Source organism: Streptomyces sp. NPDC050619, assembly GCF_040654815.1.
Taxonomy (GTDB): Bacteria; Actinomycetota; Actinomycetes; order Streptomycetales; family Streptomycetaceae; genus Streptomyces.
This window is the reverse complement of sequence record NZ_JBFAIR010000003.1, coordinates 276,105-294,508: the sequence shown is the minus strand read 5'-3', so window position 1 is coordinate 294,508 and position 18,404 is coordinate 276,105. Positions and strand designations below refer to the sequence as shown.

Annotated in this window: 19 protein-coding genes and 1 pseudogene; 9 read left to right on the top strand and 11 right to left on the bottom strand. The window is 71.3% G+C overall.

The window, feature by feature from the left end; all coding sequences use genetic code 11:
• Position 1: 1 nt before the first annotated feature.
• A complete protein-coding gene (locus AB0I77_RS07320) occupies positions 2-946 on the bottom strand; it encodes a sugar ABC transporter permease (protein WP_363281402.1) in 945 nt (314 codons plus the stop codon).
• On the bottom strand, positions 943-2,271 hold the full coding sequence (locus AB0I77_RS07315; RefSeq protein WP_363281401.1) for an extracellular solute-binding protein: 1,329 nt from the start codon (positions 2,269-2,271) through the stop codon (positions 943-945). Before AB0I77_RS07315 ends, AB0I77_RS07320 begins: the two co-directional genes overlap by 4 nt.
• Positions 2,272-2,369: 98 nt before the next feature.
• On the opposite strand from AB0I77_RS07315, the gene AB0I77_RS07310 reads away from it, so the two are divergent.
• Positions 2,370-3,419, top strand: a complete 1,050-nt coding sequence (locus AB0I77_RS07310; protein WP_363281400.1) for a LacI family DNA-binding transcriptional regulator — start codon at positions 2,370-2,372, stop codon at positions 3,417-3,419.
• 243 nt (positions 3,420-3,662) lie between these two features.
• Here the strand turns inward: AB0I77_RS07310 and AB0I77_RS07305 are convergent, their stop codons facing one another.
• Entirely contained in the window at positions 3,663-4,628 is a 966-nt protein-coding gene (locus AB0I77_RS07305; RefSeq protein ID WP_363281399.1) for a pirin family protein, read from the bottom strand.
• A 133-nt stretch (positions 4,629-4,761) separates the two neighbouring features.
• Here AB0I77_RS07305 and AB0I77_RS07300 point away from each other — a divergent pair, with 133 nt between their 5' ends.
• The gene (locus AB0I77_RS07300; protein WP_363281398.1) at positions 4,762-5,205 is read left to right on the top strand and encodes a MarR family transcriptional regulator; all 444 of its coding nucleotides are present in this window, start codon (positions 4,762-4,764) and stop codon (positions 5,203-5,205) included.
• A gap of 50 nt (positions 5,206-5,255) precedes the next feature.
• Complete coding sequence (locus AB0I77_RS07295; RefSeq protein ID WP_363281397.1) at positions 5,256-5,603, top strand: tetratricopeptide repeat protein; 348 nt, start codon at positions 5,256-5,258, stop codon at positions 5,601-5,603.
• Between the two features lie 125 nt (positions 5,604-5,728).
• Here the strand turns inward: AB0I77_RS07295 and AB0I77_RS07290 are convergent, their stop codons facing one another.
• Positions 5,729-7,141, bottom strand: a complete 1,413-nt coding sequence (locus tag AB0I77_RS07290; RefSeq protein WP_363281396.1) for a PepSY domain-containing protein — start codon at positions 7,139-7,141, stop codon at positions 5,729-5,731.
• A gap of 181 nt (positions 7,142-7,322) precedes the next feature.
• On the opposite strand from AB0I77_RS07290, the gene AB0I77_RS07285 reads away from it, so the two are divergent.
• A complete protein-coding gene (locus AB0I77_RS07285) occupies positions 7,323-7,970 on the top strand; it encodes a peptide deformylase (protein WP_363281395.1) in 648 nt (215 codons plus the stop codon).
• Positions 7,971-7,979: 9 nt separating this feature from the next.
• On the opposite strand, the gene AB0I77_RS07280 is transcribed toward AB0I77_RS07285, so the two are convergent.
• Positions 7,980-9,413, bottom strand: coding sequence for an NAD(P)/FAD-dependent oxidoreductase (locus tag AB0I77_RS07280; RefSeq protein ID WP_363281394.1), 1,434 nt, complete (start codon positions 9,411-9,413; stop codon positions 7,980-7,982).
• 119 nt (positions 9,414-9,532) lie between these two features.
• Between AB0I77_RS07280 and trxA the strand changes: the two genes are divergently transcribed.
• Positions 9,533-9,919, top strand: a complete 387-nt coding sequence (trxA, locus tag AB0I77_RS07275) for a thioredoxin (protein WP_363281393.1) — start codon at positions 9,533-9,535, stop codon at positions 9,917-9,919.
• 31 nt (positions 9,920-9,950) lie between these two features.
• On the opposite strand, the gene AB0I77_RS07270 is transcribed toward trxA, so the two are convergent.
• The 4 genes and pseudogenes from AB0I77_RS07270 to AB0I77_RS07255 form a co-directional block, all read right to left on the bottom strand.
• Positions 9,951-11,387 carry a benzaldehyde dehydrogenase gene (locus tag AB0I77_RS07270; RefSeq protein WP_363281392.1) on the bottom strand — a complete coding sequence of 479 codons (1,437 nt, stop codon included), beginning with the start codon at positions 11,385-11,387 and terminating at the stop codon, positions 9,951-9,953.
• A gap of 17 nt (positions 11,388-11,404) precedes the next feature.
• A pseudogene (locus AB0I77_RS07265) lies at positions 11,405-11,599 on the bottom strand (4-hydroxybenzoate 3-monooxygenase); the annotation flags it as partial.
• A gap of 35 nt (positions 11,600-11,634) precedes the next feature.
• Positions 11,635-12,681, bottom strand: coding sequence for a LacI family DNA-binding transcriptional regulator (locus tag AB0I77_RS07260; RefSeq protein WP_363281391.1), 1,047 nt, complete (start codon positions 12,679-12,681; stop codon positions 11,635-11,637).
• A 153-nt stretch (positions 12,682-12,834) separates the two neighbouring features.
• Complete coding sequence (locus AB0I77_RS07255; RefSeq protein WP_363281390.1) at positions 12,835-13,509, bottom strand: helix-turn-helix domain-containing protein; 675 nt, start codon at positions 13,507-13,509, stop codon at positions 12,835-12,837.
• 100 nt (positions 13,510-13,609) lie between these two features.
• Here AB0I77_RS07255 and AB0I77_RS07250 point away from each other — a divergent pair, with 100 nt between their 5' ends.
• Positions 13,610-14,173, top strand: a complete 564-nt coding sequence (locus AB0I77_RS07250; RefSeq protein WP_363281389.1) for an NAD(P)H-dependent oxidoreductase — start codon at positions 13,610-13,612, stop codon at positions 14,171-14,173.
• Positions 14,174-14,252: 79 nt separating this feature from the next.
• Here the strand turns inward: AB0I77_RS07250 and AB0I77_RS07245 are convergent, their stop codons facing one another.
• Positions 14,253-15,158 (bottom strand): LysR family transcriptional regulator, encoded by a 906-nt coding sequence (locus AB0I77_RS07245; RefSeq protein WP_363281388.1) that lies wholly within the window; start codon positions 15,156-15,158, stop codon positions 14,253-14,255.
• 116 nt (positions 15,159-15,274) lie between these two features.
• Here AB0I77_RS07245 and AB0I77_RS07240 point away from each other — a divergent pair, with 116 nt between their 5' ends.
• Entirely contained in the window at positions 15,275-15,493 is a 219-nt protein-coding gene (locus tag AB0I77_RS07240) for a hypothetical protein (protein WP_363281387.1), read from the top strand.
• Here AB0I77_RS07240 and AB0I77_RS07235 read toward each other — a convergent pair.
• Positions 15,469-16,350, bottom strand: a complete 882-nt coding sequence (locus tag AB0I77_RS07235; protein WP_363281386.1) for an LLM class F420-dependent oxidoreductase — start codon at positions 16,348-16,350, stop codon at positions 15,469-15,471. The genes AB0I77_RS07240 and AB0I77_RS07235 overlap by 25 nt on opposite strands.
• 197 nt (positions 16,351-16,547) lie before the next feature.
• On the opposite strand from AB0I77_RS07235, the gene AB0I77_RS07230 reads away from it, so the two are divergent.
• Together AB0I77_RS07230 and AB0I77_RS07225 are read left to right on the top strand one after the other, a co-directional pair.
• Positions 16,548-17,570: a DJ-1/PfpI family protein gene (locus tag AB0I77_RS07230; RefSeq protein ID WP_363281385.1), complete on the top strand. Its 1,023-nt coding sequence runs from the start codon at positions 16,548-16,550 to the stop codon at positions 17,568-17,570.
• A complete protein-coding gene (locus tag AB0I77_RS07225) occupies positions 17,567-18,331 on the top strand; it encodes a DJ-1/PfpI family protein (protein WP_363281384.1) in 765 nt (254 codons plus the stop codon). Before AB0I77_RS07230 ends, AB0I77_RS07225 begins: the two co-directional genes overlap by 4 nt.
• Positions 18,332-18,404 lie beyond the last annotated feature (73 nt).

Sequence of the window (18,404 nt, the reverse complement as noted above, 5' to 3'; positions counted from 1 at the left end):
CTCACCGGGAGTCGGAGGAGTCGGTGTCGTACATACGAGTACGGGTGATCACGATCCAGGCGGCCAGCATGCCGACCGCGAGCATGGCCAGCGACAGCGCGGCGGCCTTGCCGAAGTCGCCGTCCTGGGTGGCGTAGGTGTAGGCGAGCTGGTTGATGGACCAGGTGGGGCTGATCTGGCCGGGGGCCCCGGTGGACAGCACGGTGGGCTCGACGAAGACCTGACTGCCGGAGGCGAAACTGGAGATCAGCACGAAGGCGACGTACGTGCGGACCATCGGCAGTTTGATGTGCCACATGGTGCGCCAGGCCGAGGCGCCGTCGACCTGCGCGGCCTCCAGGACGTCCTTGGGGAGCGCGTTGAGCGCCCCGTACAGGACGACGATCCAGCCGCCGGCGTGCACCGCGACGCCCATCACGGTGAGGACGGCGATGAGGCTGGGGCCGGACAGCGCGTCCGTGGCGCTCTTGACGTCCATCAGCTCGAGCAGGGGTGAGAACGGGCTGCTGTCCGGGCTGACCATGAACAGCCACAGCAGGGCCGCGGCCGAGCCGGTGACCGCGCCGGGCAGGTAGTAGACGAGTTGGAGCGCACGCGTCGTCCGGCCGGGGCGGGCGTGCAGCGTGAAGGCGAGGGACAGCACGGTCAGCAGCAGGATCGGCAGCCAGAGCAGCAGATACGTCGTCACGTGGGCGGCGGCATCGCCGAGCCGGTAGTCCTGGAACACGGCCGCCCAGTCGCGCCCGCCGGTGAAGGAGCCGTTGTCGACGAACGAGGTCCACAGGGCGTATCCGGCGGGCGCGAGCCCGAAGACCACGAGGAACACTGTGTAGGGGCCGACGAGGATCCAGACGGCGGCACTGCGGCCGGGGCGGCGCCGGCGGCGGGGAGTCGCCGGCGGCGCCGCGACGACCGCGGGCGGACGGGGCGTCGTGAGCGTCCTCATCCGACCGTGTACCCGCCGGCCTTGGCCGCCGCCTCCAGCTTGTCCTGCCAACTCCCCAGCGCCTTACGGAGGTTGCCACCGGAGTCCATCGCCTTGACGAGCGTGTCGTTGAAGGTGCTCTGCCAGTCGGCCTCGAAGCGGACCGCACCGAAGCCGGGGCGCAGCGCGTTCGCCGCCGCGGTGAGTGCGGGCATCGGGTCGGAGGCGTAGTACGGATCCGTCGACTTGGCCTCGCCCCACTTCTTCGCGGCAGCCGTGAAGGCGGGGTAGGTGGGCTGCTTCGCCTGGAGTTCCACGTCGGTGGTCATCCAGCGCACCAGGTCCGCGGCCTCCTTGGTACGTCCGCCGGCGTGCGAGGAGACGAGGAAGGCACCGCCGCCGACCTGTCCGGCGTACGGCTTGCTCTCGCCGGGCCAGGTGGGCATGGGGGCGGCGGCGATCCGGCCCCCCGGCACCTTGAAGGCGGGGCCGAACATGAAGTCGCCGAACCAGGCCGGGGCCGGCAGCATCAGGATCTTGTCGTCCTTGCCGAACTTGGCGAAGCCCGGGTCGATGGGCACGACGGTGGTGACGGCCTTCTCACGGGCGAGCGGCTGAAGCAGATCGGCTACCCGGGTGCAGTCCGGTTCGCCGAGATCGATGTGGACCTTGGTGAGGCTGAGCGTGTCGCGGGTGGGGCAGCCGCTGCTGCCGAAGTAGATGCCGGCGCCGTACTTGCCGTTGACGGCTCCGACGATGGTGCCGGGGTGCTCGGCGGCCGCCTGCAGACCGGTCTGCTGGTACTCGGCCCAGGTCTTGGGGACCTGGTAGCCGTATCGCTTCATCAGCGTCGCGTCGTACCACAGGACAGTGGGGGCGATGTCGTTGCGTAGGCAGTACGTCCTGCCGCCGAAGGTGCAGGTGTCGAGGGAACCGGGGGTGAAGCCGTCGCGGACGGACTTGGGGACGAGGTCGTCGAGCGGGGCCGCGTAGCCGAACTTCTCACTGGCGAGCGTCGCCGCCTCGGCCGGGTTGGCCAGGAAGACGACGTCGGGCCAGCCGCTCTTGGTGCGGTTGGCGAGCGAGATCTTGGTGGGCACGTAGCCCGCGTCGGGCGGGATGGTGACGATGCGCATCTTCAGGTCGGGATGGGCCTTCTTGTACTGCTGGGCCGCGGGCATCCGGGTGTTGTCCACCCAGACCAGCAACTCGCCGTTCCCGTCGCCCGAACCGCCGCCAGTGCCACCACCGGTGCCTCCGCAGCCGGAGAGCAGCAGAGCCACGGCCGCGGCCAGGGAGGCCGAACGCCATCTCTTCTTGGGGGACTTCATGTGGGAGGTCTTCACGGGGGACCACCTTTTCGCCGAGGAGCCTTACTCCGGGAGCGAGGATTGCGATAGTTTTCGCAAAACTCGATCGCCCGGAAACGTAGGAGATTCATCCGATGACGTCAACGGTTCGGACAGGATCCAGTCCTGGAAGACGGCGCACCCTGGCTGAAATCGCCGAGCAGGCAGGCGTATCGGTGTCCACGGTCTCCAAAGTGCTGCACAACAGATCCGATGTCTCGGCGGAGACGCGGGCCAAGGTGCAGCGGCTGCTGGAACAGCACGGCTATCTGGCGAAACACCGCCCGGCGGCCACCGCGACCCCGCCCGGCGGACTGATCGACTTCGTCATCAACGAACTGGACAGCCCCTGGGCGGTCGAGCTGATCCGGGGCGCGGAGGACGTACTGCACGACGCGGGCATGGGGCTGGTGGTCTCCTCCACGCACGGCCGGACCAGACGCGCCCGGCAGTGGCTGGACTCGCTGGCCACCCGCTCCACGCGCGGAGCGATTCTCGTGGTGCCCGAACTGACGCCCGAGCAGCACGAGGAGCTAGGCCGGCTCGGCATCCCCTACGCGCTGGTGGCGCCGATCGACGAGCCCGCACCGGGCACGCCCTGGGTGGGCGCGACCAACTGGCCCGGCGGACTGGCCGCGACCCGCCACCTCATCGAGCTGGGCCACCGGCGCATCGCGATCATCAGCGGCCCGGAGCGCCGGCTCACCTCCCGGGCGCGGGTCGACGGCTACCGCTCGGCACTGGCCGAGGCCGGTCTGCCCTTCGCACCCGAGCTGGTGCGCTACGGCGACTTCACCCACGGTCTCGCGCACCAACACGCCCTGGACCTCCTGGCGTTGCCGGAGCGTCCGACGGCGATCTTCGCCGGCAGCGACCACCAGGCGCTGGGCACCTACCGGGCCGCCGCCGAACTGGGCCTGCGCATCCCGGCCGACGTCAGCGTGGTCGGCTTCGACGACCTGCCCTTCGCGGACTGGGTCACCCCACGCCTGACGACGATCCGCACTCCCCTCGCCGACATGACCGCGCTCGCCGCCCGGATGGTGCTGCGGCTGCTGTCCGGGGAGCAGCCGGAGACCACGCGGGTGGAGGTGGCGACGGAACTGGTGGTACGGGAGAGCAGCGGACGCCGTCCGCCGCTCTGAGCCCGCGCCGGACGTCGGCCCTCGACGGGATGGGGTCGTTTTTCTGGGCACCAGACCCGGCGGTCGCCGACGCGGGACGCCTCATGCAGGACCAGGACGCAGGGCGGCTCGCGGCACCGCCACAGGTCGTGCTGGAGTGAACCCTGCGGTGGCCTCGGGAACCCCCCGTCGGCTCGTGGCCCGGCTGTCGCCAGCCCGTCGACTGCTCGCTGCGGCAACGCAGAAATCAGCCATATCCGCAGGTCAGCGAACCCTTCCCCGCGGCTTCAGAGGCGTCGGCGGCAGTTCAGGGGCCGGCAACGGGCCCCCGTCGTACCCCTTCACCTCACCGAATCTGGACCCTTCCATCCAGTCCTGCCGCGCCAGTGCGATCTCTTCCTGGGTCCGCCCGATCCAGTTCCAGAACATGATCAGCTCCTCGTCGAACGGCTCACCCCCCAAGAGCATCAGATCCGCGTCGGACTCGGCGCGCAGCGGGAGTTCGGTGCGGCCACAGCCGAGATAGAGCATGGAGCCGGGCAGGACCGGCACACCGTCCACGTGGGCCTCACCGGACATGGACAGGACGGCGTACTCGAAGTCCGGCTCCAGCGGGAGGCGCACGTCCGTGCCGCGGGCGAGGGCGAGATCGGCGCCGACGATCGGGGTGTACGCCGTGCCGGGCGAGGTCGCGCCGTCGAGCGTGCCGAGGACGAGCGTGGCCGTCAGGCCCGGCGCCGTGACGAGCGGCAGTTCGGCGTGGTGCTCGAAGTGCGGGTCGGTGTGGCGGTGACCGTCCGGGAGGGCGACCCACAGCTGCGCGCCGTGCAGCAGACGGGCGTGGGACCTGGGGCTCTCCTCGGAGTGGCTGATCGCCCGGCCGGACGTCATCAGACCCAGCTCGCGCGGGCGGATCGTCTGGAGGCTGCCGGTGGAGTCGCGGTGCAGCACCTCGCCCTCGTGCAGCCAGCTCACCGTCTGTAGTCCCATGTGCGGGTGCGGGGGCACCTGCATGCCGGGCTCGTCGGCGATGTCGTCCGGGCCGTAGTGATCGACGAAGCACCAGGCGCCGACCATGCGCCGCCCCAGGTTGGGCAGCAGACGACGGACCTCGGTGGACTCGCCCAGCCGCACGCGACGGGGGCTGAGGAGTTCCCGCACGGGCTCCGCCACCACGAAGCCGCGGCCACCGCACAGGGCGGGAACCGCCTCGCGATCGAGATTGCTCATGCCGCTCAACCTAGCCCCGTGCGGGCTTCCGCGTCAGATCGAAGAACCTCCGCTTCATCACGGGTCGCGAATACAGTAACCATGGCTTTAGTAGCCATGTACAGTATTCGCATCAAGGAGCGGAGGAACACTCATGACCACCACCACACCCGCCGTCAACGGCCGGGTCATCGCCCTGGCGCACTACGCCGGACGCGCGGTCCTGGAGACCGTCCTGGCCCGCTACGGCATGACATTCCAGCAATCGGTGACCCTGCGGCCCGTGGCGATCGCCGACGCCCCCATCGAGCGCGACGGACTCGTCGAGCAGGTCACCGACGCGCTCAAGGTCGAGGCGGCGGAAGTGCGGGACGTCATCGAGGAGTTGACCGCCAAGGGGCTGGTGGCGAGCGACGGGCCGAATGTCCTGGTCACAGACGCCGGACGGGACATGTATGCCGAGTCGAGCGCCGAGACCGGGAAGATCTCCGCGCGGATCTACGCGGGCCTGTCCCTGGAGGATCTGGCGACTACCGGCCGCGTGTTGGCCCTGGTCACCGAGCGGGCGAACGCGGAACTGGCCACCCTCCCCAAGTAGTGGAATGTTTGACCATCTCGTGCGGTTGTAGGCCGCAAAGGAGGTCAGCAGTGGACACGACGTACTACGACCACGGAACACCGACGGAGCGCTGGCAGCGCGCACAGATGTTCTTCGACGCGAAGGACTACGCCGCCGCGGCGCGCGTCCTGGGCGGATTGGTCGAGGAGGTGCCGGAGCAGACCGGACCGCGGCTGCTGCTGGCCCGCGCCTACTACCACTCGGCCCAACTGCGGCGTGCGGAGACCGAGTTGCGCGTCATCATCGAGCGCGACCCGGTGGAGCAGTACGCCCGGCTGATGCTGGGCCGCACGCTGGAGCGGCAGGGCCGGCAGGAGGAGGCGGAACCGCACATGCGCCTCGCCTCGGCGCTCGCGGGCGACTTCGAGCAGCTCTGATCGCACCGAGCGGCTCTGACCCCAGCGGCACCGACCCCACCCAGCAGCTCTGATCCCACCGTGCCTCGGGCCCGGTTCCTCACGGGAGCCGGGCCCGAGCCGTGCAGTACGCCGCCCTCGGCCCCCTACTCGACGCCGGCGTCGCTCGCCCTCGCCCGAGAGCCCTTCCGATGGGCGATCTCGCCGAGGAGGACGTCGACGGCGATGAAGGCGGCCAGGGGAATGCCGAGCAGCGGCACGAAGTAACCGAGCACGGCGATCACGGCCACGCACGGAACGAGGATCTGCACAGGCACCTGCTGCCAGGCGCCGCGTGGGATCGGCCGGCCGAAGGCCAGGCCGCGGCCGCGCTGCCACCACATGCGGTAGCCCCACACGATCAGCAGGATCAGGGAGAGCGCGAGAAGCATCAGCGCGATCTGGTTGACCAGGCCGAAGAGCACGCCGGTGTGCAGGTCGATGCCCCAGCGGGTCAGCTTCGCCAGCATCGGGTAGTCGGCGAACCGCAGGACGTCGGTGACCTCGCCCGTGGCCGGGTCGATCGCGACGGAGTCCTGTTTCTCGGGCCAGCTGCGCTGCACCTGGCTCACGACGTAGGCGGACGAGGAGTCGGCGGGCGGGACGATCTCGACGGGGTCGCCGAGCCCTTCGGCGCGGGCGGCGGCCAGGACCTTGTCGAGGCCTACGCCGTGCTCGGCGCCCCCGGCCGAGGCGGAGGAGCCGTGGCCGGTGTGCTCGCCGCCCGCCGTCGCGGTGACCGACGGGGTGGCCTGACCGAGCGAGGTGCGCAGTTCGCCGATGTTCGCTCCGGCGTACGTCGACCAGGTCAGTCCGGTCGCCGAGAGAAAGAGGAACCCGGCCGCGGCCCACACGCCGAGGGAGCCGTGCAGACCGAGCGTGCGGCGCCGTCCGCTGGTCCCCCGCAGTTTGCGCAGGGCGCGGCGTCGGGACAGCCACAGCACCAGACCGCCGAGCGCGATCACCGACAGCCAGCTCGCGGCGAGTTCGCTGTAGAGACGGCCCGTGTCGCCGAGGTGGAGATCGCGGTGGAGTTCGTCGATCCAGGTGCGCAGCGGCAGCGCGCCGGTCGAGCCGTACTGCTCGAGGGCACCGCGCACCTTGCCGGTGTACGGGTCGACGAACACGGCGAGCGTGTGGTCCGCGCCGACTCCCTCGACGCCGGTCAGCAGGACGCGGGTGGTGGCGTCGGCCTGCGGTGAAGGGCGTACGGCCGAGACGGTGCCCTCGGGGTGGGCTTCGCGGGCGGCGGCCACCTGCTCGGAGATCGGCAGCTTGGTGTCACCGACGGCGGAGACGGTCATCTCGTCGGCGTACAGGAACTTCTCGGCCTGGAACGAGCCGGCGTACAGGAATCCGGTGACGGCGGCGACGAGCAGGAACGGCGCGACGAGCACTCCTGCGTAGAAGTGCAGGCGCAGGATCAGCGGGCGCAGCGCGGCCCAACTGCCGGTGGACGGTGGCGGGGTGGGGGCGGGTTGCGGGGCCTCGTCCGTGGTCGTCGAGGGAGTGATGGTCATCGGCGGGCTTCTCCCGAGGCAGGGGACGTTTCTCGGCTGTAGCGGCTGAAGCGGTCCAGAAGTGAGCTGTAGCGGTCCAGATGTCGGGAGAAGAGGGCCCCGAGTTCCCGCAGGCGCGAGTGGCCTGCGTCACACCCAGGGGAGGAAAGGGTGTCGGGAGGTGCTGTGGCATCCTGGCGCGATGGCATCTCCCCGTGATCGCGCGCCCCTTGGCGACCTGGTCGAGGAACTCCTGGCCACGGACGGCCCGTTGCCCATCGTCGCGGCCGGCGACCCGGTGCTGCGGCAGGGCACCGAGCGCTTCGACGGACAGTTGGACTCCGCCCTGCTGGCCCGTTTCGTCGAGGCGCTGCGGTTCACCATGCACGCGGCGCCGGGCGTGGGCCTCGCCGCGCCGCAGGTCGGCGTGCCGCTGCGGTTGGCGGTCATCGAGGACCCGGCGCCGGTGCCGGAAGAGGTCCGGCTGGCGCGCGGGCGGGTACCGCAGCCGTTCAGGGTGCTGGTCAATCCGTCGTACGAACCCGTCGGCACCGCCCGTGCCGCGTTCTTCGAGGGCTGCCTGAGCGTGCCGGGCTGGCAGGCGGTGGTGGCACGGCACGCCGAGGTGCGGCTGACGGGCGAGGACGAGCACGGGCGCCCGGTGGACGAGGTGTTCACCGGCTGGCCCGCGCGGATCGTCCAGCACGAGACCGACCACCTCGACGGCATGCTGTACCTCGACCGCGCGGAGCCGCGCTCGCTGTCCTCCAACGAGGCGATGGCCCAGCGGTGGACGCAGCCGACGCCTCAGGAGGCGGCGGCCTCCCTCGGCTTCGAGCTGCCCCGGTGACAGGGCGGGTCAGTTGTCCCGGTACGCCTCCAGCAGCCGCAGCCACACCTCGCTGATCGTCGGAAACGACGGGACCGCGTGCCACAGCCTGCTGATCGGGACCTCGCCGGCGACCGCGACGGTCGCCGAGTGGATCAGTTCGCCGACGCCGGGGCCGACGAAGGTGACGCCGAGCAGGATCTCGCGCTCCAGGTCGACGACCATGCGGGCGCGTCCCTTGTAGCCGTCGCCGTACAGGCCCGCTCCGGAGACGGAGGCGAGGTCGTAGTCGACGGCGCGGACGCGGTGTCCGGCCTGTTCCGCCTCCGCCAGCGAGAGCCCTACGGCGGACGCCTCCGGGTCGGTGAACACGACTTGAGGGACGGCGGCGTGGTCGGCGGTGGCCGCGTGGGCGCCCCAGGGGTCCGACTCCAGGATGGGGACGCCGGAGGCGCGGGCGGCGATGGCGGCGCCCGCGATCCGCGCCTGGTACTTGCCCTGGTGGGTGAGCAGGGCGCGGTGGTTGACGTCGCCGACGCCGTACAGCCACTTGCTGCCGGTGACGCGCAGGCTGTCGTCGACGTCCAGCCAGGAGCCGGGCTCCAGACCGATGGTCTCCAGGCCGATGTCGTCGGTGTGCGGGGCGCGTCCGGTGGCGAAGAGGATCTCGTCGGCCTCGATGCGGTCGCCGGCGTCGGTGACGACCACGACCGTGCCGTTCTCGCGGGTGACCGACTCGACGGAGGTGCCGGTGCGCACGTCGGCGCCCGCCTCGACGAGTGCCTCGGCGACCAGTTCGCCGGCGAAGGGCTCCATCCGGTTGAGCAGGCCCTTGCCGCGGACCAGGAGCGTGACCTGCGAACCGAGGGCCTGCCAGGCCGTGGCCATCTCGGTGGCGACCACTCCCCCGCCCACCACGACCAGCCGGCCGGGCACCGCCTTCGCGCTGGTGGCCTCACGGCTCGTCCAGGGCTTGACGTCCGCGAGGCCGGGCAGGTCGGGCAGGACGGCGCGGGTGCCGGTGCACACGGCCACGGCGTGCCGGGCGGTCAGTACTCGCCGCTCGCCGTCGCCGCCGGTGACCGTCACCGTGCGCGGTCCGGTGAGGCGGCCGTGTCCGCGGTAGAGGTCGGCGCCGATGCTGTCGAGCCATTGGATCTGGCCGTCGTCGTTCCAGTCGGAGGTGTAGTAGTCCCGGTGGGCGAGGACCGCTGCCGCGTCGAGGGGGCCCTGCACCGACTGGCGCAGGCCGGGTACGAGTCGGGCGTCGGCGCGGGCGATGACCGGGCGCAGCAGGGCCTTGCTGGGGATGCACGCCCAGTACGAGCATTCGCCGCCGACCAGTTCGCTCTCCACGACCGCGGTGGAGAGGCCGGCCGCACGGGTGCGGTCGGCGACGTTCTCCCCCACGGGTCCGGCACCGAGCACCACAACGTCGTAGGCGATGGATTCCGTTTCCGTCATGGGGTCAGTCTGGTGGGTGGTGTGCGCGGAGGCCACACGGGTACGTGCGCGGAATACATACCCGGGCCGCCGTGTTGTGCCGACGGCTTCGCCCCGAGACCAGGAAGAGGGATCACACCATGAGCAGCACCGTGGAGCTCACCAAGGAGAACTTCGACCAGACGGTCACGGACAACGAGTTCGTCCTGATCGACTTCTGGGCGGAGTGGTGTGGTCCGTGCCGTCAGTTCGCGCCGGTCTATGAGAAGGCGGCTCAGGAGAACCCGGACCTGGTGTTCGGCAAGGTGGACACCGAGGCGCAGCCGGAGCTGGCCGCCGCCTTCGGTATCCAGTCGATCCCGACGCTGATGATCGTCCGTGATCAGGTCGCCGTGTTCGCCCAGCCGGGCGCCCTGCCCGAGCCCGCCCTGGTGGACGTCATCGGGCAGGCCCGCAAGCTGGACATGGACGAGGTCCGCAAGTCCGTCGCCGAGCAGCAGGCGCAGGCCGAGCAGACGGGCGAGTAAGCACCCGTACCCGCTCGCCCCGTATCCGCACTCAGAACGGGTACGACGCCACGTCCGAGCGCACCGTCGTCCAGCGCACCTCGGTGAAGGCCTCCAGGTTGGCCTCGCCGCCGAAGCGGGCGCCGGTGCCGGACGCGGCGATCCCGCCGAAGGGGGCGACGGCCTCGTCGTTCACGGTCTGGTCGTTGATGTGGACGATGCCGGTCGGGATCCGCTCGGCCAGGTCGAGACCGCGGGCGGTGTCCCGGGTGACGATGCCGAGCGAGAGTCCGTACGGCCCCTCCGCTGCCAGGGCGGCCGCCTCGTCGGGGGTGCCGAAGGACCGGACGGGCGCGACGGGGCCGAACACCTCCTCGGCGTACGCGGGCGTGTGGTCGTCGACGCCGGCGAGGACCGTCGGCCGGTAGAACAGCTTGTCGTGCGTGCCGCCCGCGGCCAGCTTGGCGCCGCGGGCGGTGCTCGCCTCCACCAGGCCGTGCACCTTGGCGAGTTGGCCGGAGTCGATGACCGGGCCGAGGTGGACCTGCTCGCGGTGCGGGTCTCCGACGGCGAGCGAGTCGGCCTTCGCCGCCAGCCGCTCGACGTACTCCGTGTACAAGGACTCGTGCACCAGGTGGCGGCCGGTGGTCATGCAGATCTGGCCCTGGTGGAAGAACGAGCCCCAGGCGGCGGTGGAGATCACCGCGTCGAGGTCGGCGTCCTCCAGCACGATCAGGGCGGAGTTGCCGCCCAGTTCCAGATGCGCGCGCTTGAGGTGGCGTCCGGCGGCCTCGCCGACGGCCCGGCCGGCCGCGGTCGACCCGGTGAAGGAGATCACGGGCACCCGCGGGTCGGCGACCAGGGCCTGCCCGGCGTCCGGGCCGCCGGGCAGGATGTGCAGCAGGCCCTCGGGCAGCCCCGCCTCGGCGAAGACCGCGGCGAGTGACAGGCCGCCGCAGACCGCCGTGCGCGGGTCCGGCTTCAGAATGACCGCGTTGCCGAGGGCGAGGGCCGGTGCGACGGAGCGGATGGAGAGGATCAGCGGGGCGTTGAACGGGGAGATCACGCCCACCACGCCGACCGGGACGCGCCGCGTGTAGGACAGCCGGGGCGCCTCGCTGGGCAGGACCTGTCCGGCCGGGCGGGAGGCGAGCGCTGCCGCCTCGTAGCACTCCTGGGCGGCGACGTGCAGTTCGAAGTCGGCCTTGCCGGGGATGGACCCGGATTCACGCACCAGCCACTCGCGCAGTTCGTCGGCGTGCGCGGCGAACAGGTCGCCGGCCCTGCGCAGCACTCCCGCCCGGACGAAGTGGGGGGCACGGGCCCACTCGGCCTGGGCGCCGCGGGCGGTCTCGGCGGCCGCTTCGACGTCCTCGGCGGTGGCGAGGGTGACGATGCCGAGGGTGTCGCCGGTGGCGGGCTCGGTGACGGCGTGTTCAGGGCCCGAGAGGGGGGTGGGCTGCCAGGTCTTGGGGTCGAGCAACGGCATGACGGCTCTCCGTTCGGTCACCGGCGGGACTCACGCAGGGAGCGTCCCGTGTCGTTCGCGGCCGGTTCGGCGGCCGCGTGCCGGGATGCGGTGATCCGGCGCAGCCGTGCGAGCTGCATCCGTCTCTCGAACGCATCCCCATTTTGTTGAGTGTGCAACATCCTAGTCGTGCCGCACGAGAAACGTGTGGCCTGCGACACCCTGGACAGGCACGGGCCGAGCGTCGTGCGCATGCGCGCCCGCTGCGTCAGCTGGAGTCGCGGTGCACCACCGAGGCTCCCAGCACCTTGTGCGTCTCGGGCGCGACCCCGGGATCGCGTACCGCGCGGTCGACCAGTTCGGCGAGGTCGCGGCCGGACGGGAGCTCGATGTGGACCGTGCTGAGCCGGGGCCGCAGCAGCCGGCCGAGCATGAGGTCGTCGGCGCCGATCACGGCCGTGTCCTGCGGGATGCGGACGCCCTCGTCCTGGAGGGCGCGCATCAGCAGCATCGCGTACTCGTCGTTGTACGCGAACACGGCGTCGAGGTCGAGGTCACGCCACCGGGCGGCCAGCCGGGCGGCGGCCGCCTCCTCGTATCCGAGGGGCAGCTCGGTGACGGTGGCGTCCGTACCGTCCAGGGCGCGCCGTACACCTCGGAGGCGAGGCGCGGAGAAGGACTCCAGGCCTGACTCCTCGGGCACGACGACACCGACACGGCGAGCGCCGCGGGCGTACAGGTGGGTGCCGGCGCAGTGACCGACGGCCTCGTGGTCCATCACCAGGGCGTGAGCGCCCTCGACGGACTCGGGGCCGAGCGTGACCACGGCCCGGGCGCCGGACCGCTTGAGCACGGTCACGCCCTTGGGGCCGAGGCCGGAGCCCGGCACCAGCACCGCGACCGGGCGGAGTTCGGCCCAGGCGCGGGCGGCCTCGTCGCCGTGCACGCCGACCGTGCCGTACTGCACGACCGTGTAGTCGAGACGGCCCAGGGCCCACTGGAGCTCGCTGATGAACTGGCTGTAGAGCGGGCCCACCGGGAAGGACGGCGCGGGCATCAGGACCAGACGGCTGTGTCCGGCGCGCAGGCTGCGGGCGGCGGCGTGCGGAACGTACCCGAGTTCCTTCGCGGCCTCGTGGACGCGGCGGCGCGTGGGCTCGCTGATCCGGACGGCGCTGGTGTTGTTGAGGACGTAGGAGACGGTCGCGCGCGAGACTCCGGCCAGGCGGGCCACATCGGCGCTCGTGGGCACGGAGCGCGGTGCGGGCGCCGCGGGCGCGGGCGTTTTCGGTATCTGCACCATGACGTACGGCATCCTTGCAGAACCTGTGTCCGAGCTTTCGAGTGGGGGACGTACGCCATCGAGGGGTCGAGCTGGGCCTCGTGCTCGCCGCGCACCGGGGGGACACCGAGACCGCCCCGGCCGCCTACGAGGAGCAGCTGTTCGCGGCCCGCACCTGAACCGGCGTCACCGGCCGCCCGTCACCCGGTCGACCAGGTCGTCCCACCCGGCCTCCAGCCGCTCGACCGGCATCCCGCACTGCTTGGTCAGGTGATGGATCAGGACGGGGCTGAGATACCCCATGAGCGAATGAGCGAGAAGCTCGCTGTCCGCGTCCGGCACCGCCTGACGCAGCAGCAGGGCGACGTGGCTGAACCGCACCCGGCGGGCCGGGTGGGAGAAGCGGCGGTCCGGGCTCGGCTCGGCCGCCAGTTGCAGGTCCAGTTCGTCGACCGAGCGGCGCAGCTGCGCCCGGCCGAACGCCCGTAGCCGTTCCACGGGCGGCGCGCCCGGCCCGAGTGGCGGCGGGCCGCTGAGGAAGGCGGCCTGGAGCTTCTTCTCGGAGTGGTCGAGCAGCGCCGTCAGCAGGCCGGTGCGGTCGCCGAAGCGGCGGAAGACCGTCCCCTTGCCCACGTTCGCCGCGACGGCCACCGCTTCCATCGTCACGCCGGCCGCGCCGTGCTCGGCAACCAGATGTGCGGCGGCCTCCAGCAGCCGGGCCCGGTTGCGCGCGGCGTCGGCGCGCAGGCAGGGCTCGTCCTCGGCGGACCCGAGCTGCAGCAACTCAGGCTCAGCGAACGGTTGTTGCGGCTCGACGAGGGGCGGCGGGACGGCGGACGTCATGAAGCCAGCGTAAAGCATCGGAGCCAGAACTGGACCGCGGTCCGATTAGGGTGCTACAACCTTAAACGGACCTCGGTCCGGATCGTAACGGCAGTGTTTCAGCACCTGGGAGTTCCGCATGTCTGTTCGCATCCTTGCGCTCGTCGGCAGCCTTCGCGCCGGTTCGCACAACCGTCAGCTCGCCGAGGCGGCCGTCAAGTTCGCTCCCGAGGGCGCCGACGTGGAGCTGTTCGAGGGCCTGGCCGACATCCCCTTCTACAACGAGGACATCGACATCGAGGGCGACGTCCCGGCCGCCGCCGCCAAGCTGCGCGAGGCGGCCCAGTCCGCCGACGCCTTCCTGTTCTTCTCGCCCGAGTACAACGGCACCATCCCCGCCGTCCTGAAGAACGCCATCGACTGGCTGTCCCGTCCGTTCGGCGCCGGCGCCTTCGGCGGCAAGCCCGTCGCCGTGGTCGGCACCGCCTACGGCCAGTACGGCGGCGTGTGGGCGCAGGACGAGACCCGCAAGTCCGTGGGCATCGCCGGCGGCAAGGTGATCGAGGACCTCAAGCTCTCCATCCCCGGTTCCGTGGTCCGCTTCGCCGAGACCCACCCGGCCGACGACGCCGAGGTCGCCGCGCAGCTGACCGAGGTGGTCGCCCGCCTGCACGCCCACGCCGACGAGGCGGCCGCCGCCTGAGCGGTGCTCTGAGCATCCCGGAGGGGGTCGGAAGCTCCTGCCCCCCTCCGCTCTTTCGTCTCCGGCCCCGTTCCTCGGGTCAGGCCACCGCCGTCGGCGCCAGCTCCCGCAGCTCCTCCAGCGCGGCCACGACCGCCGGGCGAGCCCGGCCGCCCCGGCGGGTGCAGGTGAGCAGCTTGCGGTGCGGGTTGCCCCTGCAGCGCACGCGCGCGATCGGCAGGTGCGGGGTCAGCTGGGCCAGTCGCGGGATCAGCGCGACGCCGAGCCGGTGGGCGACCAGGTGGGCCATGACGTTCCAGTCCATGGCGTGGTGGACCACGTTCGGCGTGAATCCGGCCTCACCGCACGCCGACAGCACATGCGGACGGCACGGGCTGTTCAGCACCGGGGCGATCCAGTCCTCGTGCGCGGCCTTGGCGAGGTCGACTCCCTCGCGTCCGACCAGCGGATGCCCCTCGGGAACGACCAGGTCGAACGGGTCGTCCAGGAGCGGCTGTTGGTCGAACCGGGCGTCGCTCAGCGGCGGGTTGAACACCGTCGCCTCGACGATCGCCAGATCGACCGCCCCCTCGAAGAGCAGGTCGAAGCTTTCCGGCACCTCCGCTTCCTGGATGCGCAGGTCCAGTCGCGGATGGCGGGCGCGCAGCCGGGCCGCCATGGGCGCCAGCAGCACGGAGACGGCCAGCGGAAAGCCGCTCATCCGCAGCGGCCCGGCGGGTTCGCCGTGATCGGCGCGCAGGTCGAGCTCGGCCTGTTCCCAGCGGGCCTGGATGGCGTCGGCGTGCGCGAGCAGACTCTCGGCGGCCGGGGTGAGCCGTACGCCGCGCCCCTGCGGTTCGAGCAGGTCGACGCCCAGGTCACGGGCCAGCTGCCGGACCTGCTGGGAGGCGGCGGAGGGCGTGAAGTGCAGGGCGCGGGCGGCGGCGGTGACCGTGCCGTAGTGCGCCACCGCCCTCAGGACATGAAGCCGGCGCAGGTCAATCATGAAGTCAACGCTTCAGGGTCACGTCCACAAAGTCAACCTGGACGTGTACGAAGACTTCGACGCACCCTGGCTGTGTCGCGACGGCCCAACAGCCAGCCCGTACGAAGGAGTCCCTCATGACCTGCACGACCGGCGTCGTCTGCCCGCACTGCGGATGGCCCGATGGCGCCGAGCCCTTCCAGGTGGTGTCCCGGCACAGCACGGCGGCGGGCCGCACGGTGTGGACGCGCTGCGCCTGCGGCTCGTTGCAGGTCCGGGTGGTCGACGACCGCGGCTCCCGGGTCCTCTCCCGCAGCCGGCCCGCGGGCGCTCAGTCGAATTCGGCCAGCCGCTGAACGGCCGGGGCCGCGAAGCGCTCCATCCACTCGGCCGACGGCCCGATGCGCGGGGAGAGGATCACCGTGTCGATGCCGAGTTTGCTGTAGCCCGTGATGTCCCGGGTAAAGGCCTCCAGGTCGCCCTCGGTGGACGGCTCGCCCGTGTAGGCGACGGTCTTGCGGATCTCGTCGTAGTCGCGGCCCTCGGTCTCGCAGTGGCCGCGCAGGACGCCCAGCTTGTGCGTGACCTCTTCCGGGGAGGTGGCGAACAGGTTGCAGGCGTCGCCGTATTGGGCGACCAGACGGAGGGTCTTCCGCTCCCCGCCGCCCCCGATCATGATCTCGGGGTGCGGGGAGCTCACCGGTGCCGGTACGCACAGGGTCTCGGCGAGCCGGTAGTGCTCGCCCTCGAAGGGGCCGTTCGCCTCCGGGTCCCACATCTGGAGGCAGATCCGCAGGGTCTCCTCCAGCCGCTCGAAGCGCTCCGCGAGCGGCGGGAACGGCACGCCGAGTCCGAGGTGTTCGCGGTCGTACCAGGCGGCCCCGATGCCGAGGGTGGCCCGGCCGCCGGACAGTACGTCGAGCGAGGTGGCGATCTTGGCGAGCAGGCCCGGGTGGCGGTAGGTCACGCCGGTGACGAGGGCGCCGAGCCGGAGTGTCGAGGTGTGGCCCGCGAGGTAGCCGAGCGTCGTGTAGGCCTCCAGCATGGGGGCTTCGGCGCCGCCGTTGAACTCCATCTGGAAGTAGTGGTCCATGACCGACAGCCAGCTCACGCCCGCCGCCTCGGCCGCGGCGCCCGCCGCGGCGAGTTCGGCGCCGACAGCGGGTGCGCCTCCGACGTGGTCGAACCGGTTGATGTGTACGCCCACCCGCATGCCTGTCTCCGTTCCTCGTTCCTCCGGACCGTCACCGCCGCTGGTGACGCTAGTTCTTCGAGTGCTCTCGAAGTCAAGCGCACCCACGGCCCGCGTCCGCACACCAGCCGACGTCGCGACCTTCCTCGCCTGCGACCCCATCCAAGCCGTCCGCGGTCTTGAATCGTCGCTGCCGCGCTGGCAGGTGGCGTTGCGGGATGTGCTGGTATCAGGGCATGGACAACAAGCGGCGCGTGCTGATCGTCGCCTACGACGGTGCGCAGATTCTCGACATCGCCTGTCCCAGTGGCGGGTTGGACATCGCCAACCGGTACGGCGCCGAGCCGCCGTACTCCATCGAACTGGGGACCCTGGGCCGTCGGGTCGCCCGTAGCTCGGCGGGGATTGCGATGGGAGCGGGGCAAGGACTGGAGACGGTCGAGGGGCCGGTGGACACCCTGTTCGTGGTGGGCGGCATCGGCTGTGAGGACGCGGCGTCGGACGAGCGATTACTGGGCCAGGTGCGCCGGCTGGCCGGACTCAGTCGGCGGGTGGCCTCTGTCTGTACCGGTGCCTATGTGCTCGCCGCCGCCGGGCTGCTGGACCACCGGCGGGTGACGACCCATTGGGGGTGGGGGGAACGACTTGCCGAGCGTCACCCCGCCGTGGCCGTGGACGTCGCTCCTCTCTACATACGCGACGGCAACGTTTACACCTCGGCAGGAGTCATCAGCGCACTCGACCTGACGCTGGCGCTGATCGAGGACGACCACGGGCCGACGCTGGCTCGTGCCGTTGCCCGGGAGCTCGTCACTCATCTGCACCGGCCGGCCGATCAGGCGCAGATCTCCATGTTCCTGGCCGCTCCGCCGCCGGAGGACCGGCTGGTGCGGGATCTGGTGGGTCATATCGCCGGTCATCTGGCCGAGGACCTCACGCCCTCCGCCCTGGCAGCGCGGGCGGGAGTCAGCCCCCGGCACCTGACACGCCTGTTCACCACGCACCTCGGTACGACCCCGGCACGGGCCGTGCGCGTGGCGCGTACCGAAGCAGCGGCGCATCTGGTGCGGTCCAGCGGACTGTCCATGGCGGCGATCGCCCGTCGCTGCGGTTTCGGGTCGGCGGAAACGCTGCGGCAGGCGTTCCTCGACCACTACGGGGTCACGGGGGACAGGATTCGCAGGATGCCGGACATGCCGGCTGCGCGCGTCACGCCGAGGCAGAAGACTTCCGGGCCATGAGGCATTCGGCGACACGCAGAAACGTACTTCGGGGGACCGTGGCCACGGCCGCCCTCGCCGCCACGGCTGCGGCCCCGACCGGGGTGGCGCACGCCATTCCGCGGGGCGGCGCGGGGCCGAACATCGGAATCCTGCTGTACGACGGCTACAGCCTGCTGGACCCGACCGGTCCGGCGGAGGTGCTGTCCCGGCTGCCGGACGCGACCGTGACGATGATCGCCGAGCGGCGCGGCGCGGTCCGCACGGACACGGCAGACGTGGCCTTGGTCGCTGAGCAGTCCATCGACGAGGTGGACCGTCTCGACGTCCTGCTCGTGCCGGGCGCGGGCAACCGGGGCACCGTCGCGGCGATGAACAACGAGGCGCTCCTGCGCTGGATCCGCCAGATCCACCGGCACAGCCAATGGACAACCTCCGTGTGCACCGGCAGCATCATCCTCGCCGGGGCCGGGCTGCTGGACGGAAGGCGGGCGACGACCTACTGGGCTTCCGCCGAGTACTTCCGGTCCACGTTCGACGTGACCTACCTGCCACAGCGCTACGTACGCTCAGGGAAGATCATCACTGCGGCCGGGGTGTCGGCGGGAGTGGACATGGCCCTGTATCTCGCCTCCCTCATTGCGGACGACGACACGGCCAAAGCAATCCAACTCGCCGTCGAATACGACCCCCAGCCTCCCTTCGACTCCGGCAACGCCGCAGAGGCCAGTCCCCAACTGAAGGAAAAGGCACTGCAGTTGCTCGCCGCCTCGCAGGTGTAGCCGAAGCCGGAGCCGCCGAGCGGACAGCACTGACGTGGCGATGAGCCCGTCCGCGAGCGTTCCCCGGCTAACG

Bases quoted from the DNA above. Each gene is read 5' to 3' on its own strand.
- AB0I77_RS07320 (WP_363281402.1), bottom strand. From the start codon at position 946: ATGAGGACGCTCACGACGCCCCGTCCGCCCGCGGTCGTCGCGGCGCCG.
- AB0I77_RS07310 (WP_363281400.1), top strand. From the start codon at position 2,370: ATGACGTCAACGGTTCGGACAGGATCCAGTCCTGGAAGACGGCGCACC.
- AB0I77_RS07305 (WP_363281399.1), bottom strand. From the start codon at position 4,628: ATGAGCAATCTCGATCGCGAGGCGGTTCCCGCCCTGTGCGGTGGCCGC.
- AB0I77_RS07300 (WP_363281398.1), top strand. From the start codon at position 4,762: ATGACCACCACCACACCCGCCGTCAACGGCCGGGTCATCGCCCTGGCG.
- AB0I77_RS07290 (WP_363281396.1), bottom strand. From the start codon at position 7,141: ATGACCATCACTCCCTCGACGACCACGGACGAGGCCCCGCAACCCGCC.
- AB0I77_RS07285 (WP_363281395.1), top strand. From the start codon at position 7,323: ATGGCATCTCCCCGTGATCGCGCGCCCCTTGGCGACCTGGTCGAGGAA.
- AB0I77_RS07280 (WP_363281394.1), bottom strand. From the start codon at position 9,413: ATGACGGAAACGGAATCCATCGCCTACGACGTTGTGGTGCTCGGTGCC.
- trxA (WP_363281393.1), top strand. From the start codon at position 9,533: ATGAGCAGCACCGTGGAGCTCACCAAGGAGAACTTCGACCAGACGGTC.
- AB0I77_RS07270 (WP_363281392.1), bottom strand. From the start codon at position 11,387: ATGCCGTTGCTCGACCCCAAGACCTGGCAGCCCACCCCCCTCTCGGGC.
- AB0I77_RS07260 (WP_363281391.1), bottom strand. From the start codon at position 12,681: ATGCCGTACGTCATGGTGCAGATACCGAAAACGCCCGCGCCCGCGGCG.
- AB0I77_RS07255 (WP_363281390.1), bottom strand. From the start codon at position 13,509: ATGCTTTACGCTGGCTTCATGACGTCCGCCGTCCCGCCGCCCCTCGTC.
- AB0I77_RS07250 (WP_363281389.1), top strand. From the start codon at position 13,610: ATGTCTGTTCGCATCCTTGCGCTCGTCGGCAGCCTTCGCGCCGGTTCG.
- AB0I77_RS07245 (WP_363281388.1), bottom strand. From the start codon at position 15,158: ATGATTGACCTGCGCCGGCTTCATGTCCTGAGGGCGGTGGCGCACTAC.
- AB0I77_RS07240 (WP_363281387.1), top strand. From the start codon at position 15,275: ATGACCTGCACGACCGGCGTCGTCTGCCCGCACTGCGGATGGCCCGAT.
- AB0I77_RS07235 (WP_363281386.1), bottom strand. From the start codon at position 16,350: ATGCGGGTGGGCGTACACATCAACCGGTTCGACCACGTCGGAGGCGCA.
- AB0I77_RS07230 (WP_363281385.1), top strand. From the start codon at position 16,548: ATGTGCTGGTATCAGGGCATGGACAACAAGCGGCGCGTGCTGATCGTC.
- AB0I77_RS07225 (WP_363281384.1), top strand. From the start codon at position 17,567: ATGAGGCATTCGGCGACACGCAGAAACGTACTTCGGGGGACCGTGGCC.